The organism is Bergeriella denitrificans NBRC 102155, from assembly GCF_001592185.1.
Classification (GTDB): domain Bacteria; phylum Pseudomonadota; class Gammaproteobacteria; order Burkholderiales; family Neisseriaceae; genus Neisseria; species Neisseria denitrificans.
The window spans coordinates 1-13,212 of record NZ_BCWL01000030.1 but is presented as its reverse complement, the minus strand read 5'-3'; the positions used below and the strand labels follow the sequence as shown (position 1 = coordinate 13,212).

Here is a 13,212-nt window from a genome sequence, read left to right as displayed (position 1 = left end):
ATATTATTCAGAAAATAAAAAAGCCGTCTGAAAATCGCTGTTGCCATTTTCAGACGGCTTTTTTGATAAGCGCTTTTACACTTCAATCTTATTCGGCGTAAAGGTTTCCCATTTATTGCACGCCGGGCAGTGCCAGAAAAATACCTGCGATTTGAAATGGCAGTTGCGGCAGCGGTACATCACGCTTTTCTGCAGCTGGCGGCCGATAACCGAGCGCATCATGTCGGCATCCGCTTTCCAGGCCGGGCTCATATCGCTGAGTTTTAGGCCGAGCAGGCGGTACACGCCGTTTAAATCCGGCTTTTTACGCACCAGTTCCACCGCCGTTTGCGCGGCTTCGGTTTCGCCTTTGAGCAGCAGCGATTTTTCGTAAATCACGTTAATCAGATCCAAATCGGGGAAGGTCTGCATAAAGCCGATTAAGCGGCTCAAGCCCTCTTCCTGCTTGCCTTGCGCGGCGTAGGCTTCATACAGTTTTTCGCCGACCATGCTCAGATAGGCGTGGTTTTGCTGCTCGATGGCGCCGTAGGCTTCGACGGCGGCGGCAAAATTACCCTGCTTGGCTTCGATGTCGCCCAAAATCATATTGGCGCGGCTGCATTTTTTATTCGCTTCCAACGCCTTGGCAACATTGTAGCGGGCCACGTCGAAATTGGATTTAAACAGCGCCGCCTGCGCCAATTCGCAATAAAACTGGGCGATTTCAAACTGATAAGTCTGCTCGTTGCGGCTCAGCTGTTGCGCCATTTCGATGGCTTTTTCCCAATCGCGATCCTGCTGGTAAATGCTCATCAGGTGCTGGCGGGCTTCACGCGCCATATCGCCGCTTTGCAGCTCCAGAAAAATCTGCTCGGCGCGGTCGACCAAACCGGCGCTCTGGTAGTTTTGCGCCAGCTCAAACAGCACGCGCTCACGCTTGTCGCCCACGGTATCGGGCGATTCGAGCAGCGCCTGGTGCATATTGATGGCGCGGTCGTTTTCACCGCGCTGGCGGTAGAGTTTGCCCAGCGTCAGGTTCAAATCGTAAGACTGCGGCTGCTGATCCACCACTTCGGCCAATTCGCGGGCGGCACGGCCGTTGTTGCGGTCAACGAGGGCATCGAGGCTTTTGTAAAAACCGGCCGGAATGCTTTTCGCCTGCTTCAACACGGTTTTCATATCGACGCGCGCGGCAAACCAGCCCATCGCGAAAAATACCGGCAGCAGGATAATCGGCAGCAGAATCATCCAGAGTTCGTTATCCATCATCTTCCCTAATGTGTGCGGTTATTCGGCGGCGGCAGGCGCTTTGGCAGCGGCTTCCGGCGTGGCGGCCTGCACATCCTGCTCGCTGATGCGCGCGTGTTTTTTCACTTCGGCACGCAGGCGGTTGTTTTCGCTACGCAACGCCAGCAGGCGGCCGAACAGGGCAAACAGCCCGAACACGATGCCCACCACAAACGCGCCGAACAACACCACAATCAGCGGCAGCTCTACCGGCTGGCCGGGCAGGTAAAAGAAGGACACGCTTTGGGTATTGCTGACGGCCAGTAGCAGAAACACCAGCAAAATCAAAATCTTGATAATCGTATAAATCATCTTCATCACAGTCTCCGTAAAGGGCGGCGGCGCGTGATGCGCCAAGCGGCAGACGGGCTTCAAAAGGCCGTCTGAAAACAGATTGGCAGCTAGTTTAAACGATTTGCGCCGTTTAGGATAGAACGCGCCGCGCTTTGCCCGCCGATGCAGCGGCCGTTTCCTGCCCGCCGCCGCACGAAACGGCCGACAATTTCACGCCGCCCACTTGCCAAAACCATAATCTAGGGCGTATTGTTTAGCCTTTACGTTTTTTCCAAATTTCCGTTTTCTATTGAGTTGAGAATAAGATTAAGAAAGGCCACATCATGAGCAGACCCGTTCCCGCCGTATTCGGCAGCGTATTCCATGCCGAAATGCCCGTTATCGCTTTCCAAAACGGCGCCTGGCAGCCGGTCGAATGGCAGTCTTCGCAAGACCTGACCTTAGCCCCCGGCGCACACGCGCTGCATTACGGCAGCGAATGTTTCGAAGGCCTGAAAGCCTTCCGCCAGGCCGACGGCAAAATCGTGATGTTCCGCCCGACCGCCAATATCGCCCGTATGCAGCAGAGCGCCGACATCCTGCATCTGCCCAAGCCGGAAGCCGAAGCCTTTCTCGATGCGTTGATTGAATTGGTCAAACGCGCCGCCGACGAAATTCCCGATGCGCCCGCCGCACTCTACCTGCGCCCGACGCTGATCGGCACCGACCCGATTATCGGCAAAGCCGGCGCGCCGTCCGACACCGCGCTGCTGTACATTCTGGCTTCGCCCGTAGGCGACTATTTCAAAGTCGGCTCGCCCGTGAAGATTTTGGTGGAAACCGAAAACATCCGCTGTGCGCCGCATATGGGTCGCGTCAAATGCGGCGGCAACTACGCCTCGGCCATGCCGTGGGTATTGAAAGCCAAAGCCGAATACGGCGCAAGCCAAGTGTTGTTCTGCCCCAACGGCGATGTACAGGAAACCGGCGCGTCCAACTTTATCCTGATTAACGGCAACGAGCTGATTACCAAGCCGCTGACCGATGAGTTCCTGCACGGCGTGACCCGCGATTCGGTGCTCACCGTAGCCAAAGATTTGGGCTATAAAGTGACCGAACGCAACTTCACCGTAAGCGAACTCAAAGCCGCTATTGAAAACGGCGCGGAAGCGGTATTGACCGGTACGGCTGCCGTCATTTCTCCGGTGACTTCGTTCATTTTCGAAGGCCAAGAAGTCGAAGTGAAAAGCCAAGAGCGCGGCAACGCCCTGCGTAAAGCGATTACCGATATCCAATTCGGCCTGGCCGAAGACAAATACGGCTGGCTGGTCGAAGTGTGCTGATGCACGCGCCTGCGGCAGACAGCGGTCCGAGCTCCCGCTTCCTGCCCGGCTAAACCGCCCTTTTTTCAGACGGCCTTGTGCCGTCTGAATTATTCTTGGCAGGCCGTCTGAAAGGCGCGTCCGACTTTATCCTGATTAACTGAGACCTATGGTGAAAACCGCCTACATCCCCTCCTCCGGCATCCGCCGCATTCCCCATCTGCGGCAGTTTCTCCCCGAATACGCCCCCTCTGCCCGCATCGGCGGCGCGGCGGCTGTTATCGGCTGGGGTTTGCGCCCGACCACCCGCAAAGCCCGCGCGGCGGCGCAGGCGCACGGCCTGCCCTTTATCGCGCTGGAAGACGGCTTCGTGCGCTCACTCGGACTGGGCGTGGCAGGCTGGCCGCCTTTCTCTATGGTGGTGGACGACATCGGCATCTATTACGACTGCACGCGCCCGTCCCGCCTCGAGCAGCTGGTTTTAGCGGCGGATATGCCGTCTGAAATGCTGGCACAGGCGCAGGAAGCGGCGGATTTCATCGTGGCGCACCGCTTGTCGAAATACAACCACGCGCCCGATTTCGCCACGGTCTTTCCCGATGCCCCCGCCGAAAAAAGCCGGCCGGTTGTCCTGCTGATTGACCAGACCTTCGGCGATATGGCGCTGCAATACGGCGGCGCGGACGAACACACGTTCCGCCAAATGTTTCAGACGGCTTTAAACGAAAACCCCGATGCCGACATCTGGATTAAAACCCACCCCGATGTATTGAGCGGCAAAAAACGCGGCTATCTCACCGATACCGCGCAGCATCCGCGCGTGCGCCTGCTGGCGGAGGACATCAACCCGATTTCCCTGCTGCTGCAAGCCGACAAAGTGTATGCCGTCACCTCGCAAATGGGCTTTGAAGCCCTGCTTTGCGGCAAGCCGCTGGTGACGTTCGGCCTGCCATGGTACGCCGGCTGGGGCGTGAGCGACGACCGCCACCCCGACGCAGCCGCTTTGGCCGCTGCCGGCCGCCGCGCCCCGCGCTCGCTGATGCAGCTTTTCGCTGCCGCCTACCTGCAATACAGCCGCTACATCAACCCCAACACAGGCGAAGCGGGCAGCCTGTTTGATGTATTGGACCATCTGGCCGCCATGCAGCGCGTCAACGAAAAACTGCGCGGTGAAGTGTATTGCGTGGGCATGTCGCTGTGGAAACGCGCCGTGGTGAAGCCGTTTTTCAACGTTCCCTCATGCCGTCTGAAATTCGTCAAATCCGTCCAGCAGCTGGCGCAGCACAACTTCCCGCCCGATGCCCGCCTGCTGGCCTGGGGCAACGGCAAACAGGAAATCGCCGATTTCGCCGCGCGCCGCCGCATTCCGCTGCTGCGTATGGAAGACGGCTTTATCCGCTCGGTCGGCTTAGGTTCCAACCTTGTGCCCGCCCTGTCGCTGGTGATTGACGATATCGGCATTTACTTCAACGCCGAAACGCCCTCGCGCCTGGAGCACATCCTGCAAAACCAAAACTTCAGCGCACGCGATATTCAGACGGCCTTAACGCTGCAAAAGCGGCTGACCGAAGCCAATATCAGCAAATACAATGTCGGCAGCCAAGCGTTTACCCCACCCGATACCGATAAAACCGTGATACTCGTGCCCGGCCAGGTGGAAGACGACGCATCCATACGCTACGGCTCGCCCGACATCTGCCGCAATCTGGACCTACTCAAAGCCGTGCGCGCCCGCCGACCCGATGCCTATATTATTTACAAACCCCACCCCGATGTCGTCAGCGGCAACCGCAGCGGCCATATTCCGCCCGAAGAAGCCGCACGCTACGCCGACCAAACCGCCGCCGAAGCCGACATTCTCACCTGCCTGCAATACGCTGACGAAGTGCACACCATGACCTCGCTTACCGGCTTTGAAGCCCTGTTGCGCGGCAAAAAAGTCTGCTGCTACGGCCTGCCGTTTTACGCCGGCTGGGGGCTGACCGAAGACCGCCTGCCCGCCCCGCGCCGCAGCCGCCGCCTCAGTCTGCCCGAGCTGGCCGCCGGCACGCTGCTGCACTACCCGCAATACATCCACCCCGATACCCGACGCGCCATCGATGCCCTGACCGCCGCCGTTGTGTTGGCGCAACAGAAAGCGCAGCAGAAAAATGCCGCCCCGATACACCGCTCCTGGCTTGCCAAACAAGGCGGGAAAATCCGCCAGCTGCTGCATTCCCTGAAAAACGGCTGAACGCCCGCCCCGCCCCGCCCCCGCATTGCCGCGCAAACCGCTTTACAGAGCCGCGCATCCAACGTATGCTTTCTGTCTTTCACGCTTTGCGTCCGAACGGACGGCCCTTGATTTTCAGACGGCCTGCCGTCTGAAAACACGCAGCAACCCCTACCCGCAAGACCATCATGACCGCACCATTTCGCAGCAACCTCCAGCAACTGGCTGAAAGCACCGGCAGCATCCTGCTGCTGCAGGGGCCGGTAGGGGATTTTTTCGGCCAACTGGCCGCCTGGTTGCACACCCAGGGCAAAAGCGTCCACAAATTCAACTTCAACGGCGGCGACAGCTATTTTTATCCCGCCTCACGCCCGAATACCGTCGAATACCGCGACAGCCTCACCCGTTTTCCCGACTATTTGGCCGAATACATCCGCAAGCACAGCATCGGTGCCGTTGTCTGCTTCGGCGACACCCGACCCTACCACACCCTCGCACGCCAAACCGCCGAATCGCTCGGCATCGGCTTTTGGGCTTTTGAAGAAGGCTATTTCCGCCCGCACTTCGTGACCCTCGAGCAAACCGGCGTCAACGACTATTCCCCGCTGCCGCGCCGCGCCGACTTTTTCGCCGAACGCTTCCTGAGCCTGCCCCTGCAGCTCTACCAAGCGCCGCCTGCCGTACCCTCAGGCTTCCTGCCCGTAGCCAAACGCGCCATCCTGTACTACATCCACACCCACCTGCAGCGCCGCCGCTACCCCGAATACATCCACCACCGCGCCGACAATCTCGGCCACTACATCCGCCTGTGGAGCCAGTCCGGCCTCAAACGCCTAGGCTATTGGATTCAAGATGCCGCCGTCGCCCGCCGCGTCAAAAACGGCCACTACCGCCGCTTTTTCATCGTGCCCCTGCAGGTGTTCAACGACAGCCAAATCCGCGTACACAGCGACTTTTCCTCCGTACGCAGCTTTCTGCTGCACGTACTGACCTCGTTTGCCGCCCACGCGCCCGACGATGTCAACCTGATTGTCAAACACCACCCGATGGACCGCGGCTTTATCGACTACGCACGCGATATCCGCCACTTCATCAAAAAACACCCCAAACTCAAAGGCCGCATCACCTACATCCACGACGTACCCCTGCCCGTTTTCCTGCGACACGGCGCCGGCATGGTCACGCTCAACAGCACCAGCGGCCTCTCCGCCCTGATCCACCACATGCCCGTCAAAGTACTCGGCCGCGCCCACTACGACATGCCCGGCCTGACCTTCCAAGGCCCGCTCGCCCAATTCTGGAACCATCCCGAGCCGCCCGATACCGAGCTGTTTCACGCCTACCGGATGTACCACATCAACACCACGCAAATCAACGGCAGCTTCTACAGCCGCGTTAATTTCCCAAACCTTCAAAACTCTGCGAATGTTTGGCAAAACCAGCCGCAGCTCATTGAAGCTCCGCTCAAGCAACCGACTGCAGATTATTCGGTTAAGTAACGCAGCAAAATCAAGAGGGTAAGCAATCCAGTCAGCAGCAGAAATACTCAAGATTAATCGTCCAATAACACAGAATGATATAAAGATTTCCCCAGATACCTAGTTGCTACGAATACGTTCAAAAACCAAAAGCCGTCTGAAAACCCGCTTTTTATCGGATTTTTCAGACGGCTTTTTTTATCGGTTTTAACTGTTCCGCCGCATTAACGCTTGTTGCGCTCATATACCGGCATCACTTCCGGCAGCATTTTGCGGATGGAGTTAATCCGTGCGGTATTCGAAGGGTGGGTGGAGAGAATGCTGATGCTGGTACCCTCTTTGGCGAGATTCATTTTTTCCCATACCGATACCGCGGCCTGCGGGTTGTATCCGGCCTGTGCCATCAGGCGCAAGCCGCCGATGTCGGCTTCGTTTTCCTGATAGCGCGAGAAAGGCTTGGTTGCCATCAGGTCGGCACCCAGGCCGATCAGGCGGCCGTCGATGCCGGTGGTCTGCCCCAAAATCGAGCCGCCCAACTGGGTCAATACCTGCCCGCCGATGGCTTTTTTGCTGTGCTCCAGCAGCGCATGGGTCATTTCGTGGCCGACGACGGCGGCGATTTCGTCATCCGTCATCTGCAGGCGGTCAACCATGCCGGTGTACACCGCCATTTTGCCGCCCGGCATGGCCCAGGCGTTCATGTCTTGACTGCGGATGACGTTCATCTGCCAGTTGAAAGGCACGCCGGTCTGGTTGGCCTGGTCGGCATAAGGCTTCAGGCGGTTGAATACGGCATGAACACGGCGGGCGGTGTTGGAGGTGGTATCCAAAATCTGCTCGCTTTGCGCTTTCGCCATCGCTTGGCTGTAGTTTTTGGCCGCGCTCTGGTTCAGCGTGGCGGTATTGTAACCGGCCATATCGGCAACGGTCGTACAGCCTGCCAATGCGGCGAAGGCGGCAATCAAAATGTAAGGGCGGCGGGTGTGGTGCAACATCGTGTCCTCCGAAGTGGGTAGATAGGTTTTTCAGACGGCCTTTACAGCAATCGGCGCTTTATGACGGACGCTGTACCATCCAGGTTTCGATTTTACGCGCATCGTTGACGCGGGTGGCCGATGAGGGCGAATTCAGCAAGACGATGGTCACGGGCTGGTTTTGCACATTGGCTTTCAGCACCATGGAGCGGCCTGCTTCGCGGATGTAGCCGGTTTTCTGCAGCTCGATATTCCATGCGCCCTCGCGCACCAGCGCATTGGAATTGCGGTAGTTTTGGCGGCCGCGAGGCGTGGCGACCGAGCCGTAGTTGGAAATCGAATTGCTGCGGATTAAGGGGTAGCGGCCCGCCGCGTCCACCAGTCGGCTCAAGTCATGCGCGGTGGAGACGTTGCGGAAATCCAAGCCCGTCGGCTCGTAAAAGCGGCTGCTGAACATGCCCAAATCCTGCGCTTTGCGGTTCATCGCCGCCACAAACGCCGGCATACCGCCCGGATAGGTGCGACCCAGAGCATGGGTGGCACGGTTCTCGCTGCTCATCAGGCTCAGATGCAGCATTTCGCCGCGGCTCAATTCCGTGCCGATGGCCAGGCGGCTGCCCGTACCTTTCAGACGGTCGATTTCGGCCGGGGTGATGGTAATCATCTCGTTCATATCCAAACCGGCATCCAAAATCACCATCGCCGTCATCAGCTTGGAAATCGAAGCAATCGGCATCACACGGTTGGCATTTTTCTGATACAGCACTTCGCCGGTTTTATTGTTCAAAATCAAGGCCGACTGCGACGACAGCAAAGGCCCGGCCACCAAAGCCTGCGCTTCGAGGCGGTCGTTGGCAAAATGCTCCAGCGCATCCGCCGGAGTAGGATAATTCTGCTCCAAAAACTGACCCAATACATCGATATCGTCCGCCGCGGCGGGCGCAGCCACCAAACCCAATGCCATGCCCGCGCATACGGCGGCTAATTTCTGACCAAACTTCATCATTGTCCTGCCAATCTCTTTCTCAATCTTCAAACGCTGCCGGCCGCAGCCGGCATCGGCAAATCTGCGCCGCTTTCTGCGGGTATTCGTTTGATTTGCCGAAACAAATATTTTGATTTTGGGAGTGTTTGCCCAAAAAGTAAAGCCGCCAGCCGAAATTTTGCGTATGTTTGCACCTTTTGGCCGCCTGCCCGGGCCGTCTGAAATATTTTTACCACACCCGAGGCGCCCTTTCCGCCCTGCCCGCCGCCTATTTGAAAAAAGGCAGGATAATCTTTATACTAACCGACCTTGATGGGGAAACCGCCCGGGTTTCTATTGTGAATTTTAAAGAAAAACGATATGTCTGAAGAAAAACGCTCCTGCTCTTTCTGCGGAAAAGCCGAACACGAAGTGAAAAACCTGATTGAGGGCGAGCAAGCCCTCATCTGCAACGAATGCGTCGAAACCTGCGGCATCATGCTGCAGGAAAACGAAGAAGGCGCGGAAGCCGCCGATACCGCGCCCGCCGACAGCAGCAAGCTGCCCACGCCCGCCGAAATCGTCAGCGATTTAAACGAATACGTTATCGGCCAGGAGCAGGCAAAAAAAGCATTGGCCGTCTCCGTTTACAACCATTACAAGCGCCTGCGCCACCCTAAAGCCGAAGGCAGCGTCGAGTTGTCTAAATCCAACATCCTGCTGATCGGCCCTACCGGCTCGGGCAAAACCCTGCTTGCCCAATCGCTGGCGCGCAAGCTGAACGTTCCTTTCGTGATGGCCGATGCCACCACGCTCACCGAAGCCGGCTACGTCGGCGAAGACGTGGAGCAAATCATTACCAAGCTTTTGGGCAAATGCGATTTCGATGTGGAAAAAGCCCAGCGCGGCATCGTTTATATTGACGAAATCGACAAAATCTCCCGCAAAAGCGACAATCCTTCCATTACCCGCGACGTATCGGGCGAAGGCGTGCAGCAGGCTCTGCTGAAGCTGATTGAGGGTACGGTTGCCAGCGTACCTCCGCAAGGCGGCCGCAAGCATCCCAATCAGGAATTTATCAACGTCGATACCACCAATATCCTGTTTATCTGCGGCGGCGCGTTTGCCGGCCTGGAAAAAGTCATCCGCCAGCGCACCGAAAAAGGCGGCATCGGCTTCGGCGCGGCCGTACACAGCAAAGATGAAAACGTCAACATCTCCGAGCTTTTCGGCATCGTCGAGCCGGAAGACTTAATCAAATTCGGCCTGATTCCCGAATTAATCGGCCGCCTGCCCGTGATTGCCACGCTGGCCGAGCTGGATGAAGACGCACTGATTAATATCCTGACCGAGCCGAAAAACGCTCTGGTCAAGCAATATCAGGCGCTCTTCGGCATGGAAGATACCGAGCTGGAATTCGAGCCGGAAGCGCTGAAAAGCATCGCCAAGCAGGCCATGATCCGCAAAACCGGCGCGCGCGGCCTGCGCTCCATCGTCGAGCGCTGTCTCTTGGAAACCATGTACCGCCTGCCGGATTTGCACGAAGTTAAAAAAGTCGTGATCGACAAAAACGTTATCGAGAAAAACGAAGCGCCCAAGCTGCTGCTGGCCGACGGCAGCCTGTATCAAGAAGGCAGAAAGCCCGCCAAACGCAGCCGTAAAACCGCTGCGAAATAACACGTGCAGCCGCATAAAAAGCCGTCTGAAAATACCGTCCGGTTATTTTTCAGACGGCTTTATTCTTATCAACTTCAAACACTTAAATTAACAAATCTCAAAAATTACACAAAATCTTATTCAAACTTTAAAAAATCTTAGTTATAATTCAGCATATCTATAGTCGGTGAAATTCAATTCTGCTACAAGGCGGCGAGTCAACGCCGTAGTAGAAATTAAGTTCTTCGACTATATAAAGCAACACCCGAATACAAGGAACTCACACCATGCTGCTGGCCCTGTCCCTGCGCGACTTCGTTATCGTCGACCACCTCAATCTGGATTTCCAAAACGGCTTTACCGTCTTGACCGGAGAAACCGGCGCGGGCAAATCCATCACGCTGGATGCCATCGGCCTGCTGCTGGGCGACAAAGCCGATTACAGCCAAGTCCGCAGCGGCGCCAAAGAAGCCCAGCTCTCCGCCCTGTTTGACATCAGCGGTCTGCCTCTGTTGCAACAGCAACTGGCCGAGCAAGGTCTGTCGGAAGAAGATGCCGAAGAATTAAGCATCCGCCGCATCATCGATGCCAAAGGCAAAAGCCGCAGCTACATCAACAACCACGCCGTGACCCTTGTGCAGCTGAAAGCCGTCGGCAGCCAGCTGATTGACATTCACGGCCAAAACGCCCACCACTCGCTCAACCAGGAAGCCGCCCAGCGCGAATTACTGGATGCTTTCGCCGGCAGCCTGGCGCAGGCCGAAACCGTCAAACAGCATTACCAAAGCTGGACGGCCGCCAAAAAAGCCCTGCAAGAAGCGCAAGCCCAATCCGAAAACATCGCCATCGAGCGCGAGCGTTTGGAATGGCAGTTCAACGAATTAAACCAGCTCGAATTGCAGCCCGACGAATGGGCCACCCTCAGTCAAAGCCACGACAGCCTTGCCCACTCCGCCGAGCTGCTGCAGGCAGCGCAGGAAGTCGGCGAATACATCGACGGCGACAACGGCCTGCAGCGCCAAATCTACCGCTGCCAAAACCTGCTGGGCAGCCTGCAGGATATTGAACCGCGCTTTGCCGAAAGCCTGGAAATGCTGGCCAGCATCGAAGCCGAGCTGAGCGAAATCAGCGCCAATATGCGCGATGTCGCCGGCCGCACCGACCTCGACCCCAACGAGCTGATGCACCAAGAGCAGCGCATGGGCGAGCTGATGAGCATGGCGCGCAAATACCGCATCGAGCCGGAAGAGCTGCCCCAAAAGCTGGCCGAAATCGACGAGCAGCTGCAAAACCTGCACGCCGCCGCCGATTTGGAAACCCTTTCCCAAGCCGTGACCCAGCATCTGAACGAATATCAGGAAGCCGCGCACACGCTCTCCGCCATGCGCCATCAGGCTGCCGCCCGCCTGAGCGAAGAAACCACCGGGCATATGCAGCATCTGGCCATGAAAGGCGCGCGCTTCGACATCATCCTACTGCCCTCCTCACCGACCCAGCACGGCTTGGAGCAGGTGCAATTCCAAGTCGCCGCCAATAAAGGCTCGCCCTCCCGCCCGCTGAACAAAGTCGCATCCGGTGGCGAGCTGGCGCGTATCAGCCTCTCCATCCAAGTCGTCACCAGCCAATACACCCAAGTGCCGACGCTGATTTTCGACGAAGTGGATACCGGCATCGGCGGCGGCGTGGCCGAAATGGTCGGCAAAGCATTGCGCGCACTCGGCAAACAGCATCAGGTATTGGCCGTTACCCACCTGCCGCAAGTCGCATCCTGCGGCGAACATCACTGGCAGGTTCGCAAACACAGCGAAGGCGAGCAGACGGTCAGCGAAATCAGCATCTTGGACCACGGCAGCCGCGTCGAAGAAATCGCCCGCATGCTGGGCGGTGAAACCATCACCGAAACCACCCGCAGCCATGCCGCCGAGTTGCTGGATATGGCGGCACGCTAAATACCGGAGCCGTCACGCCCGGCGCATTACGGCTTTCCGATGTTGATAAAGAACAACAGGCCGTCTGAAAATCCGCCCGATGTGTATTACCGTTATTCCCGCCCGCGCAGGGCGAGCGCAGCGGACTTGCTTAACCAATAAACGGCCGAGGATTATCAATGCTTTGGCAAAGTTTTCAGCCTACGCAGTTCGTGTCTTAGGAATAGAACGATACCGTTCATGTATCGAAAATGCCGATTTTCAGACGGCCTGTTAAATGCCGCCCAATTAAATTATTGTGAATATTTTTCCCGGCAATTTTGAAAAACCGCCGCGATTTCAAATACCTCTGCGCCGAGCAACCGATTTACAAAATTTAAATCCGCCGCCGCGCCCTTGCATCGTGCGCCATAATCCCTAATACTTACAGCCATCGATGTTATACCCTAACAAGGAAGACACACATGAAATCTACCGCCGTAATCAAATTCCTGACCGCCGTCGGCCTGTCTGCCGCCATGGGGCTGGCCCAAGCCGGCGCAGTGGATGCCTTGAAAAAATTCAATAACGATGCCGACGGCATCAGCGGCCGCTTCAGCCAAACCGTTAAAAACAAGAAAAAGACCCAAACCACAAGCGGCACATTCCAAATCCTGCGCCCGGGTCTGTTTAAATGGGAATACACCAAGCCCTACAAACAAACCATCGTCGGCGACGGCAAAACCATCTGGCTCTACGATGTCGATTTGGCCCAAGTAACCAAGTCTTCGCAAGACCAAACCATCGGCGACAGCCCTGCCGCCATCCTCTCCAATAAAACCGCGCTCGACAGCAGCTACACGCTGAAAGAAGACGGCAGCGCCGGCGGCATTGATTATGTACTGGCCACGCCCAAGAAAAACAATGCGGGCTACCAATACATCCGCATCGGCTTCAAAGGAGACAACCTGGCCGCCATGCAGCTGAAAGACAGCTTCGGCAACGAAACCACCATCAGCTTCAGCGCCTTGAATACCAAGCCCAATCTGTCGCGCAGCGCCTTCAAGTTCACACCACCCAAAGGCGTGGACGTGTTGAGCAACTAAGCGTCCAATCCATCAAAAAAGCCGTCTGAAAACCAAGGTTTTCAGACGGCTTTT

The 13,212-nt window shown here is 56.9% G+C and carries 10 protein-coding genes; 6 read left to right on the top strand and 4 right to left on the bottom strand.

The window, feature by feature from the left end; all coding sequences use genetic code 11:
* Window positions 1-75: 75 nt before the first annotated feature.
* Both lapB and BDE01S_RS03380 read right to left on the bottom strand, forming a co-directional pair.
* Window positions 76-1,245 carry a lipopolysaccharide assembly protein LapB gene (gene lapB, locus BDE01S_RS03385; protein WP_066077440.1) on the bottom strand — a complete coding sequence of 390 codons (1,170 nt, stop codon included), beginning with the start codon at window positions 1,243-1,245 and terminating at the stop codon, window positions 76-78.
* Window positions 1,246-1,266: 21 nt separating this feature from the next.
* Complete coding sequence (locus BDE01S_RS03380) at window positions 1,267-1,584, bottom strand: LapA family protein (protein ID WP_066077436.1); 318 nt, start codon at window positions 1,582-1,584, stop codon at window positions 1,267-1,269.
* A 299-nt stretch (window positions 1,585-1,883) separates the two neighbouring features.
* Between BDE01S_RS03380 and ilvE the strand changes: the two genes are divergently transcribed.
* The 3 genes from ilvE (at window position 1,884) to BDE01S_RS03365 (ending at window position 6,572) form a co-directional block, all read left to right on the top strand.
* Window positions 1,884-2,882 carry a branched-chain-amino-acid transaminase gene (ilvE, locus tag BDE01S_RS03375; protein ID WP_066077435.1) on the top strand — a complete coding sequence of 333 codons (999 nt, stop codon included), beginning with the start codon at window positions 1,884-1,886 and terminating at the stop codon, window positions 2,880-2,882.
* 148 nt (window positions 2,883-3,030) lie between these two features.
* Window positions 3,031-5,094, top strand: a complete 2,064-nt coding sequence (locus BDE01S_RS03370; protein ID WP_082790408.1) for a capsule polysaccharide biogenesis protein — start codon at window positions 3,031-3,033, stop codon at window positions 5,092-5,094.
* Between the two features lie 167 nt (window positions 5,095-5,261).
* Window positions 5,262-6,572: a capsule polysaccharide biogenesis protein gene (locus tag BDE01S_RS03365; protein ID WP_082790407.1), complete on the top strand. Its 1,311-nt coding sequence runs from the start codon at window positions 5,262-5,264 to the stop codon at window positions 6,570-6,572.
* Window positions 6,573-6,775: 203 nt separating this feature from the next.
* On the opposite strand, the gene BDE01S_RS03360 is transcribed toward BDE01S_RS03365, so the two are convergent.
* Window positions 6,776-7,546 (bottom strand): M48 family metallopeptidase, encoded by a 771-nt coding sequence (locus tag BDE01S_RS03360; protein WP_066077434.1) that lies wholly within the window; start codon window positions 7,544-7,546, stop codon window positions 6,776-6,778.
* Between the two features lie 58 nt (window positions 7,547-7,604).
* Complete coding sequence (locus BDE01S_RS03355) at window positions 7,605-8,528, bottom strand: serine hydrolase (protein WP_066077432.1); 924 nt, start codon at window positions 8,526-8,528, stop codon at window positions 7,605-7,607.
* Window positions 8,529-8,870: 342 nt separating this feature from the next.
* Between BDE01S_RS03355 and clpX the strand changes: the two genes are divergently transcribed.
* The 3 genes from clpX (at window position 8,871) to lolA (ending at window position 13,158) form a co-directional block, all read left to right on the top strand.
* On the top strand, window positions 8,871-10,166 hold the full coding sequence (clpX, locus tag BDE01S_RS03350) for an ATP-dependent Clp protease ATP-binding subunit ClpX (RefSeq protein ID WP_066077431.1): 1,296 nt from the start codon (window positions 8,871-8,873) through the stop codon (window positions 10,164-10,166).
* A 266-nt stretch (window positions 10,167-10,432) separates the two neighbouring features.
* Window positions 10,433-12,094, top strand: a complete 1,662-nt coding sequence (gene recN, locus BDE01S_RS03345) for a DNA repair protein RecN (protein ID WP_066077429.1) — start codon at window positions 10,433-10,435, stop codon at window positions 12,092-12,094.
* Between the two features lie 443 nt (window positions 12,095-12,537).
* Window positions 12,538-13,158, top strand: coding sequence for an outer membrane lipoprotein periplasmic chaperone LolA (gene lolA / locus BDE01S_RS03340; protein WP_066077427.1), 621 nt, complete (start codon window positions 12,538-12,540; stop codon window positions 13,156-13,158).
* Window positions 13,159-13,212: the final 54 nt, after the last annotated feature.